This window comes from Candidatus Bathyarchaeota archaeon (assembly GCA_026014735.1).
Taxonomy (GTDB): Archaea; Thermoproteota; Bathyarchaeia; order Bathyarchaeales; family Bathycorpusculaceae; genus Bathycorpusculum.
The window spans coordinates 269,284-285,821 of sequence record JAOZHT010000001.1 but is presented as its reverse complement, the minus strand read 5'-3'; the positions used below and the strand labels follow the sequence as shown (position 1 = coordinate 285,821).

Below are 16,538 nucleotides of genomic sequence, written 5' to 3'. Positions count from 1 at the left end.
AAAAGCCACAACACAACAGTCATTCTGAGGGTATACGATGAAGTATGAAAGCATGAGTATGAGACATGCGGTAGAAATGATCGATGAAAAAAAATTATTGCTACCTCACATTCAACGGCCGTTTGTTTGGAAATACGATCAAGTTAAAGGTTTTTTTGACTCCATAATGCGAGAATATCCTATTAACACTCTACTCTTCTGGCGAACAAGAGAAGAAGTACAGATACGCAAATTCATAGATAATTATGTCGAAGGAATGAATGTAAAAGAAACATATCTCAAAACAAGCGAATATAACAATAAAGAAAAGTGGCTGGTTTTAGATGGCCAGCAACGTCTACAGGCATTGTATATAGCCCTTAAGGGTACATACAATGGTCGAGAATTGTATTTTGACCTTCTTAGCGGTCGTAATACCGTCATTGATGGAAAGAATGAACTAAAGTATTTAGTAGAATATATGACCAAAGAAGAGGCAGACACTCAAAATAAGTCAAAAGAACACTATTGGTTTTTACTGAAGAGTATCGTCCTTAGTGATGAATCGCCAACCGAAATAAAGAGAACGATACTTAAGGGGATGGGTTGGACTACTGAGGAAACAAAAGCTGTAGAAGAAATAGTTGACGATAACGTAGGTAAAATTAAGAACCTTTTCTCCGCTTTAGAATTAATATTTTATTATCCGATCGATAGCGTTGCAAATAAATATACCTACGATGAGGTACTTGAGATATTCGTTAGGTCCAATTCTGGCGGAACGATGTTAAGTAAATCCGATTTGATGTTCTCACTTATCAAACTTAACTGGGACAACGCAGAGGAGAACTTTGAGAACCTACTATCTTCAATGAATCGGCAAGGAACTTTCTTCTTTGATAAGGACTTCATTCTTAAAACTGCCCTCGTTTGGTCAGGAAGAGGTGCGAAATATGAAGTTGCTAAATTCAAGGGCATAGAAGGAGAAAAAACACTTGAGTACATAAAGGATATCTGGCCAAAATTTGAAGCTAGTTTTCGCTGGTTACAAGATTTCTTAGATTACTCAAGGATAACTTCCGCTGCTATACTTCCAAGCTATAACGCTTTAATTCCCATAATTGTCTTTGCGGGAATCCATGACTGCAAAGTAAACTCTCCCAAGCTCAAATATAACATGCAGACATGGTTGTATAAAACGCTTTTAAACGGTAACTTTAGCGGCCAAGCGGATCGTGTTATAGACAACACCAAAGTCGTTCTTATGACAAATCCAAACCCAGATTACTTCCCATACAAAGAACTCGAAGACGTAATGGTCAAACTGAAGCGCAATGTAGCGGTTGATCAGTATACGATCGATTCTCACGATCATTTGATTCTTAACCTATTGTATCTATTTAGCAACAAAACAATGAACTTCCAGCCTACGCTTGTCTGCAATTCTCCCGAAATCGACCATATTTTTCCGAGAAGCAAAATGACAAACAAGTACAAGTATCCTAGCGCAATGGTGAACAACATAGGCAATTATATGTTCTTGGAAAAAACGCTCAACATTCAAAAAACAGCCATTATGCCTGAAGAGTACTTCCCACAAGCGATTGCAGAGCAGCCTGACTTCCTTAAACGAAACTGTATCCCTGAAAATCCAGAGCTTCATAAGCCTGAAAATTTTGAACGCTTTGTCAACACCAGGCGCAAGATGATATATGACATCGTGAGGGAAATACTGGTTTACCGTGAGTGAGGTTACATTAACTCATCAAACATGCTGTCGGATTCTTCGGTTAACCGATCGTCCCAGCATTCCCAACACATTTCGTCATGATTTTCGTACTCGTCTTTGGAGATTTCTTTACCACATACTGAACATTTATGCTTCTCAGTGGGCTGCATATTCCTGACTCCTTTCCAGCAGGTCATTTATTACATCATTGAAGGTTTGAGCTTTACCTGTCTTAGCCATCCGTTCTCCTAGTAGGCGGGTGAGTTTTTGGTGGACGCTATCGGATACCCGTATGGTCTTCAAAGGGACACCTACCGATAATTTGTTGCATTAAGTTATAAAATAAACGGCATCTTACTTTCACTCAACCCTCCACGGTTCTGCAGAGTAGTTGTATCTTTGGCTTTTTATGCGCTCTCCGTTAATGATTGCGTCTTGAGGGATTAGCGGATTATGGAGGGTAATATTCTCTGTATGCTTGATGACTTAGAAGCACCAGCCATGGAAGCCTACAACCGAGGAGTTAAGCTATCGAGTATAACAGCCAAGCTTAAGGACTCAATTGATGTTACGCCGCTTCTTGGAAGGTTTCAGCAGCTTGGCTTCGTAAAAATAGTTTACAATCCATCTGTTGATGATGAGCCTCTTGTTCAGATTACTGAGAAGGGTAAGCTTCAGATCATCGAGTTGTTGCTTTCTCTGCAGCCCACTGGGAAGTGAGGTTTTTGGTTAAACTTGGATTTTATGTTATCAAAAAAGATGGCAAGAGGGGCGTGCGGGAGTATGAAGAGGTGTATCTTCGTTTGCCCAAGGAGCTTCATGAATTAGTGAGGTGCTTAAGGAATCGGCAGTTGGAGATTAAGGCTACCCGTGAAGGCAACATAACCCATATCATGCTAATCGAAAAACAGCCTCAATAATTTGCCGCCGCACTTGTTTTTCTAGGGGAGATTTGGCTTTTCTAGTCTAGAAAGGTACCCGTCAAAACGTTTCTAGTCTAGAAATACCTAAAATTGCGCTCGGTAAAACGTCGATAAAAGTCAGTGTAGATTCAGCGGTCACTCGGCTTTTTTTACATAGAGCTAGCAAAGTTGCTATTTAAAGGCGGGTCTCTGAATTTTGCCCTAAGGCATTTCTAGACTAGAAGCATTTTGCCGCGAGATTAGCGCCTGAAAAATTATGGGTTAATGTGATAGCCTACTTCCAACGCTCTCTATCTTCGCTTCAAAGTTGAGGGGAGAGCAGAAAACTTTGGCGCGGAAGAAATGCGGGGGTACGCCGCTTAAGGTGTTCAGTGGGAAAGAGGCGACCCTAAACCGCGTCATATTGCTGATTCTTTTCTCGGGGCAGCTTTTAGCCAAATATGACTTGTTTTTGATAGTTAGGAGTACGAAGGGTTTTAGGGATAAGGATGTTAAGACGATTTATAGACGTGTAGATTTCTTGGAAGGGGGCGGCTGGATTGCCAAAGAAGGCGAGAAGCTCACTAAACCCGGGTGGCCTTCAGAACTATACAGAATTACAGTTAAAGGAAAAGCTGCTTTGAAGCTAGACCAGAGGAACATTGAAGAATTTCTCGAAAGCGCCACAGACGAACAACTATCTAACTTGATCGATTTACTGTGATTCCAAGGCGATGTTTCCAGCGGTTGTCCTGTTACTATTTGCTTTGCAGATTGTTAGTTATGGTTTTCCAGTTATTCTCAAATGGAATTAGGTCATCGACATAAATTGTCCATTGTTGCTTAGACGTCTCATTCTTTATCATTTCTTCAATTGGTATCCTGTGTTTGCTATTGTTGATGTAATATTCTATTGATTCTTTTAGAACCCTTTTGGTTTCATCTTTCGAGAGGACAAAAAATCTGGGTTTTTCCATATCTGAGAGGTCAACGAAAACATAATCCATGATTATTTTCTTTTTTATTTCAACGTCGTAATCTTTCAGAAAGCTTTGCATTACAGGGAAATCTTTGTCAAGATTGGATTTGACCTGTAAACCTATGCCTTTATTTGTCGTTGGTTCCAAAACCACAATATCATAGCCCTTGCAATTCCTTGATGTAGTTAGAGCAATTAACTTCATCTGAGATATTTTGGCAGCGACTAAATGAACGCCTATTTCTCCAATGTACTGATTGTCAGCCTTCATCTAAATCACTTTTTTTAAGCTAAGTTAGGCTATTCTAGGCTGTAACCTTTTTTAAAGGCTTTGCGTTGCTGCCTTTTACTGCAGAATTTAACTAACCTTTAGGTCAGAGCGCTTTTTCGTAAATGAAGACGTAATAGGTTTGATTGTCTTGTGTATGTTTGATAAAAGCTGAAAAGCCAGTTCTATTCATGCCATCTATGAATATTAGGCGTCGTTTGTGTGGTTCCATGCCGGTGACTTCGATGCATTCGGTTTTTGGTTTTTCTTTTTTGTCGCTAATTTTAATCGCCTCGCCCGCTTTTTAGCGCTTGATTAATACTTTCATTATTTCCAATACTTATATTGTTTCCATTGCATTAACAATTAATATTGATTTTCATACGTACAACATGTGGTCTATTTGAAAATTCTAGCCGTGACCAATTTAACAAGCAGGTTCCAAACAACAGTTCCTAGCGAAGTAAGGGAAAAACTTCAGATAACCGAAACAGACAGGGTTGTTTGGATTTTAGACGGCGACAAAATCACACTACAAAAGGCTTAATGACACACTTTTCCAAACTAACCCAAGGTAGCCCTATTAACTGCATTTTATATGTACGTTTTTTGACACTTGGCTTTTCGGCACTCACAAAGCCATCATGGCTTTTCGTTGATAGATAGTTTTTACGCCTAGCCTGCAAGACCGTTTAGGTGCAAATAAGTTGGTAAATTTGATTGAGGACTGGGATGTCCTTGAGGAATATGCTGGAGAAAAATTGGGTTTCTACCAGCTGCTTAGCAACGATGGAATCATTGAGATAAGAGTTCAAACCGGACGGATCGGCTTCAAAAAAGAGTTCACGGCTGGCAATGACCCGTTGCTAACTAAAATTTTGGATTTCTGCAAGAAACGCCGTTATATCCAAATCAGCGAAAACATGCGAGACGACCAATTCTTCAAGTAGGAAGCGAAGACCTTGAGGAGACGGCTGAATCGCAAACGTTGCATTGTCTGCGGAAACCCAACGGCTGGTCTTAGCGGATATGCCTTTTACGAGAGCGGAAGAACACGGCTAGCCGCTCCTTTCTGCCAAGAACACTTAGACAAGGCGTCGCAGTACGCTGTCCCGGTCTTTGAGAACCAGGCAGCCCTTGACATCTTCCAAAAAATGTTTCCAGTGACCTATCTGCAGGACGTCAAAGGCAAACCTATCCTCTTTTTCGGCAACCACAAAACCCTGAACCAATAAATTGGAGCAAAACCGATGCCTGAGCCCACCGACGAGCAAACCGATTCTTTCTTTAAAAAAGTAGTCTTCGTCAGGTACATAGACCACGTCATGTATAATCGCACTTCCGCTCTTACGATGCAACCGCAAGTCAGAGAAGCCGTCGGCTGGCTGGTCTATGAGGCGGAGACCTACATCATTATTTCTTATGATCGGGATGCTGGACCTCCAACGCTGCATGGAGGCGACCCTAAAGCTTCGGGGTTAGTACTGCTAAAATCGGATGTTGTGCGCATGGTATTGTTTTCGTCTGAGTTGAATTTAAAAAGCAAACACGACAAACAAGAACCTGAGTATGCGTTCCGACCAACGGAGCGAAAAACTCTAAAAAGAGCAAAAAGCTCCAAAGGAGAAAACTAGATTGCTACAACGCACAGCACCTTTAGCCTCCGCTATAACCCGCAACCGCAACCTCTCCGTTGAAGAACTAAAAAGCCTCAACCTACCGCTCATAATCCAAGGCGACACAGTCACCATTGAGCGAAGCATCGACGGCTGGAAACTCCGACAGCCCATAACCATACAACTCAGCAAAATCTTGGCAGCCCAAGAAAAAGGACTCGTAGACTACATCATACGCTCATGCCTAAGAAACCAGTCAAGCATAATCCCATACATCTTTGAATACCAAAGTATGCTAAAAATCGCACGGCACTTTCTACGCCACTGCTCAGCATCACACGCCAGCTGCATAATTTACACAACTAAAACTAAAAAATACGCGGAATGGTTAGGCCACAACCCCGATGCAATCATCCAAGACGTCAAACCCGTAGGTGCAATCCCCGACCCCCTAAAAGTACAAAGCCACTGCGAATTCTTAAGCGACTACTTAGCCCACCTCCAAGACCAAGACCTCAGCTCAGGCGCAGTCAGCAACCACATAAAATCCATAAAAACCTTCTACCGAGTTAATGGAGTAAAAAAAGTTGAACTCGACGAACCGCTAAGCCGCAAAGTAACCTACAAAGACCGAGCGCCAAAACCCGAAGAAATCGCGACTATGCTAGACAAAGCTGCAGTACGAGAAGCATTCATCATTGCAGCCATCACCTCAGGCGCATTCCGTGAAGGAACCTTTTCCAAACTCAAATACCGACATATAAAAGAAGACTACGAAGCAGGCAGAGTACCAATCCACATACACGTCGAAGCCGCAATAACCAAAGGAAAATACCACGACTACGACACCTTCATAAACGCAGAAGCATGCCAACTGCTAAAACTGTACCTTCAAGACAGACAAAGAGGCGGCAGATCAATGCCACCAGAAACCTTAACAGACGAATCCCCACTCATCCGAAACCAACAAGTCACAGACAGAGTATTAGGCGTCAGCGAGAAAGCCATCAGACACATAGTACACACTTTAGCAGTCAGCACCAACGTCTCTAAAAAACTACCCAACAGTTGGATGTACACAGTTAGGACTCACAGCTTAAGAAAATTCTTCCGAAGCCAACTCAGCACAGCAAAAATCGACAGCGAAATCATCGAGTACATGATGGGACACACAATCAACACCTATGAAGACGTGCAGAGCTTAGGCATAGAAACCCTAAGAAATCTCTACCAGACTGCAGGATTAGCGATTAGACCTAAAACACAAGCCAACCGCATCGACCAACTCAAAGAGATCATACGTGCATGGGGAGGAAACCCAGAAGAAATCCTATCCAAAGACGCGCTCATCCGAGGCAACCACACAGAAACACAGGATCAGACGCAGAATCATCAGCTCTCGATTCTTGCAGAGAATCTTAAGCAGATTATCCGTAAGGAGGCTACCTAAATACCCCAAAAATCTAGTATTCTTTCGTGCATATGTGGTCTACAACCGTCGGACCCGCCAATATTTACATTCATTTGTACCGTCCTTTTCCCTTTCTTTTTATTTTTAAGCAGATTTCCCTTAATTCTCAGTAATTTCGTTTATTTACAGCGGATGCTCTGCAGGAGAAAACTCCATGACTGAGTTTTACCTCAAGGGCATTTATCCCGTGGAGGTTCTCTCTGGCGCGCAGGATGGGTTGGTTGAGGTGCGGGCGAAAACGTTTTTCTGCATACCAGCGCATATTCAGGTGGAAAAAGTCAAGTTAGAGTGGGCGTGACTAAAAAGCGCTGGGTGCGGCCAGGAGAGGTTTTGCAGGTTCCATTTCGCCAAGTCTGGTCACACCGGCGCCGGGTAGCTGTTGGGCATGCTTAATTGCGTAGACATTCCTTATTTCACGCGGAGACTAAGCGGCGTTGAAATCGTTTTGCAGGAAACTTCATATTAGAGCATTCTCCATTGGTAATTATGGATTTAATTAGCAAAAATTTTTGTTCGTCACTTATAATTTTGCTAGTTATCCCTATGTTTATTGTTGTCCAACCAGTTTTCGCTCAAACAATCGTTAAACCGCCTGAATTTACTTTGGAACTTGTAGACCATTCGTATGATGTGCCACCAACAACCAAATCAACTACAGATCCCTATACGAACAAAACAACGGTAACTACAGTTCCAGGTTATCATGTCGATAACAAAACAATAGACGCGACAATCAAAAATAACGGAGCGTCATTCTATAACTTCAGATACAAACCTACCTATGGGAACGACCGATGGAGCTATTATCCGTTTAACGAATTTGGCAATTACATTATTATTCCAAGTGCTATAGACCTATCAAACATAATCAACGCTTCAACTACTGATTATACGGTTGTATCATTAACGTTCTTGCCCAAGAATATTCCAGAGGAAGGGCAGATTGATATACAGATTCAGGGGCTTCTTGGATACTTCGAAAAGAACCCCTCAGGCATGAGAGGCGCAGGCTTTCCTACATATGATTTCAAATTCGTTGGTGAAAGAAGCGATTGGAGCCCAACCCAGACCTTTAAGATGCCAGCAACCTCTGATTCACCATCGCCTACCCCAACCGTTCCAGAGTTCTCTTGGTTGGTGATTGTGCCTTTGCTCTTATCTATCTTGCTTGTTACTTTGATAGTTAGGTATCGGAAAACCGCTAACTTGAGTAAGTGACCTTTGTTTTATATGTTAAGTGTTATATTGGCAACTTTAAGAAGGGATTGTTTGATACGGCAATGTTCAAACTGAACTATGAGGCGCTGGCTTCCAAGATTCATCTTAGCGTGCAAGGTCACAGGGATAGTAAAGGCAAGTTTGATTGGGCAAGTGCTGTTCTCGACGCGGGCATTATCAGCGGTATCACTTTTTTTACGGGTCTTGGTACTTTGGCGTCAAGCGCCGCGATTTCTCCTATGAGCCTTTGTGTGCTTCTCAGTGCAGTTGGGACTGAATTTCTGGGAATCTTGCGAATAACTTTTTGCGTTTGGGGATAAAACTCTTCACCATATGCCCTCTGTGATTTGGGAAAGATTGTGGCCGTTTTGGGTTTGCGCCTTTTTCGGGGCCCAGAGCCCTGCCAAGAGGTCAATTTTGGTTGATTACTTCAGCGTCGGCGCTAACCGAATCAATAGAAGTGACTTTTACGTTAACCTTATCCCCTACTTTCACGTTAGGTACAAAAATCCAAAAGCCCTTAACGGCGGCTAAACCTTCACCGTTGGACATTATTTCAGTGATTTCGACCTCATATTCGCCGCCAATTACAACGGGGCATTCTACTTTATGGCGTTTATTTTTGGCATTTCTCGGGCTTCTTTTTTTTGGACTGATGAAACGGGCTCTCCTTTCGTAATAGCAGTTATGTAATGTTTCGCACTGCTTAAGTGTTACGTAAAATTGCCAGGGGTTTTCGGCAAAAATTAAGAATTATGTTAGGATTCTTAGGGGTAATTGTCTTGGAAGTAGACACTAGAGTATTCTTAGACTTAGCTATTCAAGTGTTAGTTAAATCAAATTTGTAATGATATAATTGGGCGGTTATTTGGACTTGCTTGAAAAAATTAAGCCTTGGTTTTTCATCGCCAAAATGCGCGGAAGTCTTCGTTTTCAGAATAAGCATTCGATATAAAAAGTATAAAAAAAATCTTTATGTAACAGGATTAACGATGCTTCATAGCATAGGGCGACCTATTTCCCACCAGGAATTCAGTTGAAGCTGTAGAATCAATACGCTGCGGCAGTTTAGTGTGCCATCTCCATCGGCGGCATCAAAACTTTGTCTATAACATGAATTACGCCGTTATCTGCCATAATGTCCGCTTTCACAATATTTGCATCATTGATTTTGGGCAGACTATGACCGTGCCATCGGTGAGCGTCAACTTTAACGTCTTCGCCTTCAACAGTCTTGGCGGTTTTAAGCTTAGCCACATCAGCCAAAGTGACTTTTCCTGATACAACATGATAAGTCAAGATTGATTTCAGCTTGGGAATATCCTTAAGGAGACCATCAACTGTTCCCGCGGGCAGCTTTCCGAAGGCCTCATCGGTTGGAGCAAACACCGTGAATGGACCGGGGCTTTTTAATGTATCCACCAATCCAGCTGCTTGAACGGCAGTCACCAAAGTTTTGAAGTTACCTGCAGAGATTGCGATATCAACGATATCAGCCATACAAATTCACCTCACTTTCTGCTAATACAACATCAGATTGTGCAGCTGTTGCCTCTAAAGAAATTATGTGATTGCAGGAGGACAATCACACCCGAATGCTACAAATGAAATTGTTTTCGAGTTTAAAAAATAAAAAAAGGAAAAGGGAAGTTTTTGTTTTATGGCCGCTTCTTTATCGCCATCAGGATAAGAGCACCGACTACTGCTATAGCGATCAGGATTGCTGCGCCCATAGCAATAAGGTAGGTGTCAAGTGGTGGCAATGTTGCTGTTGGCTGTGCAGTTACGGTTGGCTGTGCTTCCTCTGCTACGAAAGATGCTACTGCATGCGAGGGGTAATACGATGCTGAACCTTCAAAGCTTGCATAGACTGTGTATTTGCCGGGTATATCGGGGGTCCAGTTGAAGCTGTAGAAGCCGTCAGCGTCTGTTGTGGTGGATCCAATGTCTCGGTAGTTGCCGTTTGAGTCCAACACGCTAAGGGTCACTGGAACGCCTGTTGCATCAGTGGGGCGTGCGAATTGCTGGTACACGTATTTCATCCATGCACCCATGCTTTCGTCGGAAACCGCTGGAACACCGTTGGGGAACCTTGTGGTTCTTGCGAATTCTTCTGTGCCTGCTGAAATGTCGGTGACATAGCCGCTTACCACAACTTGTGAGGTTGCTGGAACGCTTATGCTGGGGGCTGTTATGGTGGTTTTGCTTGGGCCTTTGCCGACAGCGTATAGTTGGTTGTCGTATGTGTTGAATTCGACTATGACGCTATCTGCAATCATTGGGTCGCCGCCCCATGTGGTAGCTCGGATTAAGCCGTCGACTCTAAAGATAACATCGCCCGTTGTTGCATTAAGGCAAACGAATGGTGCGCCTCTTGGCAGGGGACTGTTACCTGAGTGTTCAGAGTGGTAAAGGTATACTTTATCGTCTGAAATGAAGCCGAATTCGATTGGCCATTTGTCTCCGCCCCACATTAGTTCAGTGTAAGGTTGCGACATGTTGTAGGTCCATAGGGTTTCACCGTTTGTAACATCGATTGCTTGCAGTGAGCCCGCGACAGTGCCTAAGTAGAGTATGCCATTAGCCATCATTCCGTTTTCGCCTGCAGGTCCACCCATAAACCAGTCCATGTATCCTCTGGAGTCTGTTGGTCCCCACAGGAACTCGCCGGTATGCATGTTAAAGCCGAAGAAAGCTGCGATTTCTTTTGCACGCACGGTTATTAAATCATCTACTTCGTTTCTTGCGCCGAAAGACAATGTTAATCCGCCCGCTGGAGGCTGCCATGTTTTGTTGTAGAGTAATGTACCGACTTGTCCGTCTTTGAGGCTGATTGCCCACATCGATATTTTTTCGTCAACGACTTTTCCTGTGGCGTTTATGTTTCCGCCTGTGATCACGTCACCGGGGAAGTATCCGTTTGCGCTTCCAGGTAAGCCTTTAGATATGGTTACGTTCCAATCGTATCCTTTTGATGCGTTGAAGACTATGCCTTGTGGTCGCCATCGCTCCGAGTAGTAGCCCGCTACTGCCTGTGTAGATGGAGTTAACATGTAGTAGTCATAGTAGGTTTTGTATCCGACTGTTGTTGAATTCCACTGTGTCATCCAGCCGCTTGCTGAGTTTACCGTGTAGATCAGGATTTCTCCGTTAGGACCATACACGCGTGTGCCTGAAGGAACATCTTTTATGCTCCATTCCCAGCGTCCAGTCAAGGGGTCGTATGCATTCCAAGTTGTCCCAACTGTCGTCCAAAGATAAGCAAAGCCGCCATACATGTTCATGGTCTGCCAGTACATCGTTTGACCAAATGCAACGCGTTCATTGTTTCCGAGAACTTGTTCCCAGATTATTTCGCCTGTCCGCAGGTCCATTGCGACTACGGTTTGCTGGATGGTGGAGCTGTTGAAGTCAGCCATTGCGTTTTGTGCGATTTGCCGGTTGAAGTATATTACGCCGTTGATGATTACGTTGCCGACGTATTTGCCTTCGTATGCGTCGCCTGTTTCATAGCCGTTTGCTCCTAAGTCTCCGCCGACTACACCGCCTTCTGCAAGGGGTTGTGCCCAAAGCACGTGCGGCGATTCGGGGGCGTCATTGTAGGGTGCGTATCTGTTGTTGGGTGTTGTCAGCCAGTTGCCAGCGATTGCGCCCCATCCTCTCAGTTGTGTGTTGATGGGTCGACTCCAGTATTCGGTGGGTAAGGGGTCATCGGGATAGAATGTTCGGGGTTCTTCTGTTACGACTAGGGCTAGGGGTTCGCTTTGGCTAGCGAGCATCGTGGTGTTTGCGGGTATGCCTGCTGCGGCATATTTGCATTTTTGCTCGGGGAAGTTAGTTGTCAGGTAGTATGTGCCTGCTACTGTTGGAACAAAGTTGGTTCCTGTTCCGCCTGTTGTGTCAGTAGTAAAGGGACCTAGGGTTTGGTTGGTTCCGTCGGGTTTGGTGACTGTTACTGTGATTCCTTCCCAGCCTACTTGAGGCCAGGCTGTCTGCGCTGATATACCGACATGGAGTAATGTTTCTTGGTTTACTCCGATGGGGTTGGGCATTGCACCTATGAAGGGGTATGATTTCATTTTGATTTCGGCTGCATCGGTTGTTGGCATGAAGCTGATTGGCAGGATCATTGTCAGAGCTATAACTACGCTAATTGCCACTAAGATTTTGTGTTTATGCATTCATTTTTCTCCTAAAGATTACGTATAGTTTTTTTGGAACTATACCTTTTTCCATCTATTGAGTTTGGCTTAAAAGCTTTTCTAATAAGCATCCTTTAGTAAATTATAGTTGTTTAAATATACAATTTTGAAAATAGAAGATAATTAAAGTACAAAATAAGAACGCTTCGAACCAAGGGAATAAAAATTTTATACCATCCGCCAACTACGCAGCCCCTTTCTTTACCGCCCCCTCATTTTATTCATATACAGAATCTGACCCTAACTTTTCCTTCAAACAGCCCCACTTTACCGTGCTAGAAAATTTAGCGCTACAAGAATCAGGCACCGAGTGATTATTGCTCCATCGGTGAGTTTGCAGGCGCAATCACAGTATAATCATGAGCACCAGGTGACTGCACACGTCGATAGATGTCCAAGCCATTCAGAAAGCCCCCGTCATTGCCTTTGTATGCTTTGTAAGTAATGTGAAGTAGCCACAAAGGCTTATACCCCAAGTTAACGTGTCTTACCTTTGGCAATGCTTGTTGTTCCACAGATTGATCGCCATTTTTATCCTGCACTTAAGGGATATCGACTGCAACCCCCACAGTTAGAGATAATCTCCTTTTATAGCAAACCATTGGATCGAGAAGCATGAAGAAACAACACGGAGAAAAGAAAAAGATAGCCAATAAACTTGGCCTGTGCTTAGTTGCCGCCTCCATGCTTTTTCTCCTGCCTACACAAACAAGCGCTCAAACCCCACAGCCACCCGCATTCGAAGCACCATCCGGAACCCTTGAAAATAACCAAGTGTTTGTAGGCGTCTGGTTAAACAACATCTACACTTATGAGTATAGATCAGGCACCTACACTTTGGATATGTTTCTGTATTTCTTCTGGATTGACCCAAACATAACAACCATCGATTGGTACTTACTCAATGGCTACCCCGTTAACCCTGCTACTACAGTTCTGGTAAGCAGCGACCGGACAAGTCAAGTGAAATATGAGATTTATCGGATTACAGCGGTCTGCAATACTCCCCCGGACGCCAAGGATTTCCCCCTTGACTCCATCGACATAAAAGTAATCATAGAGCTAATTACCCACGGCTACGATACGGAGCTTGAATGGCTAGTAAATCAAACTGGCCTTGATTCAAGCTTTAAAAATTCAGGGTGGGTAACCACGAATGTAAATTTAACTACCTCAAGCCATGTTTACCCCTTGGGGGTAGAGTTACCCAGGGCAGAAATGACAATAACCCAGCATAGACAACTCATACTCTCAAGCATCCAGAGCATGATTCCCCCAGCAATTTTCGCGATAGTCTCAGCTTTTTCTTTCCTGTTCAGCCTAAAAGACCCTGCATCGGTGGGGTTACGGCTAGGCTTGAACACTTCCATGTTGGTCACCACGCTGCTCTACAATTTCACGGTAAGCGCCAGCGTTCCACCCTCTTCAACCATCTCGATTTACGGATTATTTTTGCTCTCTATCCTAGTTTTCATAACGTTGAACCTGATGGTAACCATCGCGGGTTTCGTGCAGTACTTCCACTATAAAAAAGAGAAACAAACCAGGGCAGTTAACCGCTGGGGATTCCTTCTGTCAATCATAATTCCCCTGCTTTTCTTCCTATTGTTATATATCTTCAGAGGTTAACTTGGCTTTTTTTGAACAACTGACGAGGGGTCATTGATAGTTATTCTTAACAGTCAGCCCAGCGGAAGCGCCTAAAACATCCACTTGCGGCTCAGCATTGCCGTTTAGCACGTTGCCCTCGATAACCGAAGCAGTATAGTTGCCGGACGCAACGCCGGGCTTGCATACAGCCTTTATCCCCACGCCCTTGCAATCGAGGATTATGTTGCCTTTAACTAGTAAACCGATGATTTCCTGATCAGAGGAGTCGATAAGTATACCCGTGGAAACTCCGTTTAAAACCAGGTTGTTAGCTATCAGGTAGCCTTTTCCCACAGCGCCGCCGGCGGGCTGACAGATTACGGTGGCTTCTCTGCAGCCTTTGAAGGTGTTATCTGAATAGCTGCAGTAACTACCCAGGCTTTTGATGGCTGAGCCGCCGCATTCAGTGAATAGGCAGCCCTTAACGGTAAGATGATTGTTAATTGGCAAATCAGAGTATACGCCGTGGCTCTGCTGATGTATGAATTCGCTGTCTGTAATTATCGTTTGGTCGCCGGGTTGGGAAGCATTCGAGCTTATGTACACGCCGTATTTGCTTCTGCTGTCAGTGCAACCCTTGATGTTTACGCCCTTTGACCCCGAATTCGAGTAACCCGCGTTGCCACAGCGTTCAGTGTAGCAGTCGGTGATGTTGGCGTATCCGATGCCCTGCGTTATCTGCGCCTCAAGTGTAAAGCCGTTGTTAGCTATCCCCAGTGCTTGGCAGCCGGAGAAAACCACCACCTCTGTTACGTCGCTGACGCCGATGCCAAAGCCGTTGCTGCCCACGCCGTTGCCGACAACGCCAGCTGTGCCGCAGTCCGTACATAGGCAATCCATGAAGTAGACGTTGATGGTGAAGTCGGTGCCAAATGCTGTGGCGGGGGTGTCGTGGACAAAGACGCTTCTGAAAACTGCGTTTTTCATCCATTGGTTGCCGATTCCTTTTCTGTTGTAGTGGTAGCCGCTTCGGTTCATGTCTTTGCCGTCCAGCTCTAAGTCATACATGTTAAATTCGGTTAAAGGAGATTTGTAGGAGAAGTAGCCTGTGCCGTCGATTATGGCGCTGTTGCTTTTGTCATCAAAGCCCTTAAGGATGGTTTCGCCCCAGCCCTGCCCCTGCAAGGTAACCGCGCTTTTAGGTCGAATAGCTAGGCATCTGTAGGTGCCTTTGGAGAAAAGGACAGTTCCGCCTTCAGCTTCTGCTGCAGCTGAAATCGCGTCGTTTATGGCTTTGCTGTCGTCGGCTTCTCCGTCGCCTGCCGCGGCAAAGTCAGATACATCAAACAGAGCTGAGGAGCGTCTACGCTCATACTTCTTAATAGGACTCATAACCAAAACCACTAATCTATTCTCAGAGAAGCTTAAATTATCGAGCTTGGATGCCCCATTGCCTTTAGCGTATCAAAGCTGGTGTGTCATATTTTGCGGATGCGGCGGCTTGTCGAAAACAGAGGTTTATGGAGGATAACCTGCGCCAAAAAGTAGAAAAAGCGCCGCGTTCTGACTACAGATATGGCAACCAAAAAACAGCACCTCTGGCTTGACGAGCTAAGCACCTTCGAAGCCGCCCAAGCAGCCCAAGAAGGCAAAGTCATAATTTTCCCCATAGGCAGCATCGAGGAACACGGCGAACACCTGCCACTCTGCACCGACTGCATCCAACCCGAATATGTTGCGGTAGAGGTGGCTAAAAAAACGGGCGCTCTAATCGCGCCTCCCCTCCGCTACGGCATCTGCAACGCCACCCGCAACTTCCCCGGCACCCTCACCATCCAATTCGACACGCTCTACCATCTGGCACATGATGTGCTCTCGGAGCTTGTGCGGTGGGGCTTCCACAGAATCATCGTTATGAGCGGGCACGCGGGCAACTCGCATATGGTTGCTCTTCGGTTGGCGGCGCAGGACGTGGTTGCTAAGGGCGAGCAGAAGCAGGTGCGGATAATGGTGCTTTCGGATTTTGACTTCGCTGAGGAAGTGGGTTTCAAGTATGCGGCTTCCGGAGACGGACATGCGGGCACCCTTGAGACGGCTAGGGTGATGGATATTGCGCCCCAGTTGGTGAAGTCAAAGGGAAAAGCGGGGGTTTGGAATCTGCCACGGTTTGAGGTGGTGGCGCATCCTGAAGAGTACTTCCCCGAGGGAGTCAACGGCGACCCCACGGCTGCGTCAGCGGAGATTGGACACAAACTAAACATGTACATCATCGCTGAAGTGGAAAAATTGGTCAGTGCCCTAAAAGAGTAACTTTCAGGAGAAAAAAGGAAAAGGATGATTTATGCTCTGCAGCTTAGGCTTTCTTGGGTGCTTTTGCGGGGGCAGAGGATTTTGATGAGGATTTCTTTTCTGAGGCGCTAACTTCCTCCATGGGTTCGCCGCAGCAAACCAGTTCACAGGTGTCTTCGCAGCCGCATGGATCTTGAACAATCACGACAAGTCCGCATTCATCACAACGATATTGTTCGCCTTGTTTTTTAACCAAAAAATCACCTTCTAAAAAATCGCTACCTAGAAAATAATT

General features: G+C 44.7%; 19 protein-coding genes. 12 read left to right on the top strand and 7 right to left on the bottom strand.

All coding sequences use genetic code 11. The features are described from left to right. The first annotated feature begins 37 nt into the window (after positions 1 to 37). The gene (locus tag NWE93_01430; protein MCW3998883.1) at positions 38 to 1,729 is read left to right on the top strand and encodes a DUF262 domain-containing protein; all 1,692 of its coding nucleotides are present in this window, start codon (positions 38 to 40) and stop codon (positions 1,727 to 1,729) included. 2 nt (positions 1,730 to 1,731) lie between these two features. Here NWE93_01430 and NWE93_01425 read toward each other — a convergent pair whose 3' ends face one another. Next, positions 1,732 to 1,878, bottom strand: coding sequence for a hypothetical protein (locus NWE93_01425; protein MCW3998882.1), 147 nt, complete (start codon positions 1,876 to 1,878; stop codon positions 1,732 to 1,734). Positions 1,879 to 2,161: 283 nt separating this feature from the next. Between NWE93_01425 and NWE93_01420 the strand changes: the two genes are divergently transcribed. The 3 genes from NWE93_01420 to NWE93_01410 all read left to right on the top strand — a co-directional run bounded on the left by NWE93_01420 (position 2,162) and on the right by NWE93_01410 (position 3,334). Further along, positions 2,162 to 2,428 (top strand): hypothetical protein, encoded by a 267-nt coding sequence (locus tag NWE93_01420; GenBank protein ID MCW3998881.1) that lies wholly within the window; start codon positions 2,162 to 2,164, stop codon positions 2,426 to 2,428. A 5-nt stretch (positions 2,429 to 2,433) separates the two neighbouring features. Further along, positions 2,434 to 2,628: a hypothetical protein gene (locus NWE93_01415; protein ID MCW3998880.1), complete on the top strand. Its 195-nt coding sequence runs from the start codon at positions 2,434 to 2,436 to the stop codon at positions 2,626 to 2,628. 331 nt (positions 2,629 to 2,959) lie between these two features. Then, a complete protein-coding gene (locus NWE93_01410) occupies positions 2,960 to 3,334 on the top strand; it encodes a hypothetical protein (GenBank protein MCW3998879.1) in 375 nt (124 codons plus the stop codon). Between the two features lie 34 nt (positions 3,335 to 3,368). Here NWE93_01410 and NWE93_01405 read toward each other — a convergent pair whose 3' ends face one another. Beyond that, entirely contained in the window at positions 3,369 to 3,860 is a 492-nt protein-coding gene (locus NWE93_01405; protein ID MCW3998878.1) for a hypothetical protein, read from the bottom strand. A 704-nt stretch (positions 3,861 to 4,564) separates the two neighbouring features. Here NWE93_01405 and NWE93_01400 point away from each other — a divergent pair. The 6 genes from NWE93_01400 (at position 4,565) to NWE93_01375 (ending at position 8,162) form a co-directional block, all read left to right on the top strand. Continuing rightward, positions 4,565 to 4,807, top strand: a complete 243-nt coding sequence (locus NWE93_01400) for a hypothetical protein (GenBank protein ID MCW3998877.1) — start codon at positions 4,565 to 4,567, stop codon at positions 4,805 to 4,807. Between the two features lie 12 nt (positions 4,808 to 4,819). Then, positions 4,820 to 5,092, top strand: coding sequence for a hypothetical protein (locus NWE93_01395; protein MCW3998876.1), 273 nt, complete (start codon positions 4,820 to 4,822; stop codon positions 5,090 to 5,092). A gap of 15 nt (positions 5,093 to 5,107) precedes the next feature. Next, positions 5,108 to 5,491 carry a hypothetical protein gene (locus NWE93_01390; GenBank protein ID MCW3998875.1) on the top strand — a complete coding sequence of 128 codons (384 nt, stop codon included), beginning with the start codon at positions 5,108 to 5,110 and terminating at the stop codon, positions 5,489 to 5,491. Between the two features lies 1 nt (position 5,492). Next, positions 5,493 to 6,923: a tyrosine-type recombinase/integrase gene (locus NWE93_01385; GenBank protein MCW3998874.1), complete on the top strand. Its 1,431-nt coding sequence runs from the start codon at positions 5,493 to 5,495 to the stop codon at positions 6,921 to 6,923. 175 nt (positions 6,924 to 7,098) lie between these two features. Further along, positions 7,099 to 7,242, top strand: a complete 144-nt coding sequence (locus NWE93_01380; protein MCW3998873.1) for a hypothetical protein — start codon at positions 7,099 to 7,101, stop codon at positions 7,240 to 7,242. A gap of 245 nt (positions 7,243 to 7,487) precedes the next feature. Continuing rightward, on the top strand, positions 7,488 to 8,162 hold the full coding sequence (locus NWE93_01375) for a hypothetical protein (protein ID MCW3998872.1): 675 nt from the start codon (positions 7,488 to 7,490) through the stop codon (positions 8,160 to 8,162). Positions 8,163 to 8,573: 411 nt separating this feature from the next. Here the strand turns inward: NWE93_01375 and NWE93_01370 are convergent, their stop codons facing one another. From NWE93_01370 to NWE93_01360, 3 genes are all read right to left on the bottom strand, one after another. Further along, positions 8,574 to 8,750 carry a TRAM domain-containing protein gene (locus NWE93_01370; GenBank protein MCW3998871.1) on the bottom strand — a complete coding sequence of 59 codons (177 nt, stop codon included), beginning with the start codon at positions 8,748 to 8,750 and terminating at the stop codon, positions 8,574 to 8,576. A 480-nt stretch (positions 8,751 to 9,230) separates the two neighbouring features. Next, a complete protein-coding gene (locus NWE93_01365) occupies positions 9,231 to 9,662 on the bottom strand; it encodes a fasciclin domain-containing protein (protein MCW3998870.1) in 432 nt (143 codons plus the stop codon). 158 nt (positions 9,663 to 9,820) lie between these two features. Beyond that, entirely contained in the window at positions 9,821 to 12,343 is a 2,523-nt protein-coding gene (locus NWE93_01360) for a hypothetical protein (protein ID MCW3998869.1), read from the bottom strand. Between the two features lie 636 nt (positions 12,344 to 12,979). On the opposite strand from NWE93_01360, the gene NWE93_01355 reads away from it, so the two are divergent. Then, complete coding sequence (locus NWE93_01355) at positions 12,980 to 13,993, top strand: hypothetical protein (GenBank protein ID MCW3998868.1); 1,014 nt, start codon at positions 12,980 to 12,982, stop codon at positions 13,991 to 13,993. A gap of 30 nt (positions 13,994 to 14,023) precedes the next feature. On the opposite strand, the gene NWE93_01350 is transcribed toward NWE93_01355, so the two are convergent. Next, complete coding sequence (locus tag NWE93_01350) at positions 14,024 to 15,346, bottom strand: right-handed parallel beta-helix repeat-containing protein (protein ID MCW3998867.1); 1,323 nt, start codon at positions 15,344 to 15,346, stop codon at positions 14,024 to 14,026. Between the two features lie 183 nt (positions 15,347 to 15,529). Between NWE93_01350 and NWE93_01345 the strand changes: the two genes are divergently transcribed. Continuing rightward, the gene (locus NWE93_01345) at positions 15,530 to 16,264 is read left to right on the top strand and encodes a creatininase family protein (protein MCW3998866.1); all 735 of its coding nucleotides are present in this window, start codon (positions 15,530 to 15,532) and stop codon (positions 16,262 to 16,264) included. Between the two features lie 43 nt (positions 16,265 to 16,307). On the opposite strand, the gene NWE93_01340 is transcribed toward NWE93_01345, so the two are convergent. Continuing rightward, the gene (locus NWE93_01340) at positions 16,308 to 16,499 is read right to left on the bottom strand and encodes a hypothetical protein (GenBank protein ID MCW3998865.1); all 192 of its coding nucleotides are present in this window, start codon (positions 16,497 to 16,499) and stop codon (positions 16,308 to 16,310) included. Positions 16,500 to 16,538 lie beyond the last annotated feature (39 nt).

Excerpts from the sequence above, each read along its gene's own strand:
- NWE93_01355 (MCW3998868.1), top strand. The coding sequence starts at position 12,980 with ATGAAGAAACAACACGGAGAAAAGAAAAAGATAGCCAATAAACTTGGC.
- NWE93_01390 (MCW3998875.1), top strand. The coding sequence starts at position 5,108 with ATGCCTGAGCCCACCGACGAGCAAACCGATTCTTTCTTTAAAAAAGTA.
- NWE93_01350 (MCW3998867.1), bottom strand. The coding sequence starts at position 15,346 with ATGAGTCCTATTAAGAAGTATGAGCGTAGACGCTCCTCAGCTCTGTTT.
- NWE93_01405 (MCW3998878.1), bottom strand. The coding sequence starts at position 3,860 with ATGAAGGCTGACAATCAGTACATTGGAGAAATAGGCGTTCATTTAGTC.
- NWE93_01375 (MCW3998872.1), top strand. The coding sequence starts at position 7,488 with ATGTTTATTGTTGTCCAACCAGTTTTCGCTCAAACAATCGTTAAACCG.
- NWE93_01430 (MCW3998883.1), top strand. The coding sequence starts at position 38 with ATGAAGTATGAAAGCATGAGTATGAGACATGCGGTAGAAATGATCGAT.
- NWE93_01425 (MCW3998882.1), bottom strand. The coding sequence starts at position 1,878 with ATGCAGCCCACTGAGAAGCATAAATGTTCAGTATGTGGTAAAGAAATC.
- NWE93_01360 (MCW3998869.1), bottom strand. The coding sequence starts at position 12,343 with ATGCATAAACACAAAATCTTAGTGGCAATTAGCGTAGTTATAGCTCTG.
- NWE93_01345 (MCW3998866.1), top strand. The coding sequence starts at position 15,530 with ATGGCAACCAAAAAACAGCACCTCTGGCTTGACGAGCTAAGCACCTTC.
- NWE93_01380 (MCW3998873.1), top strand. The coding sequence starts at position 7,099 with ATGACTGAGTTTTACCTCAAGGGCATTTATCCCGTGGAGGTTCTCTCT.
- NWE93_01420 (MCW3998881.1), top strand. The coding sequence starts at position 2,162 with ATGGAGGGTAATATTCTCTGTATGCTTGATGACTTAGAAGCACCAGCC.
- NWE93_01365 (MCW3998870.1), bottom strand. The coding sequence starts at position 9,662 with ATGGCTGATATCGTTGATATCGCAATCTCTGCAGGTAACTTCAAAACT.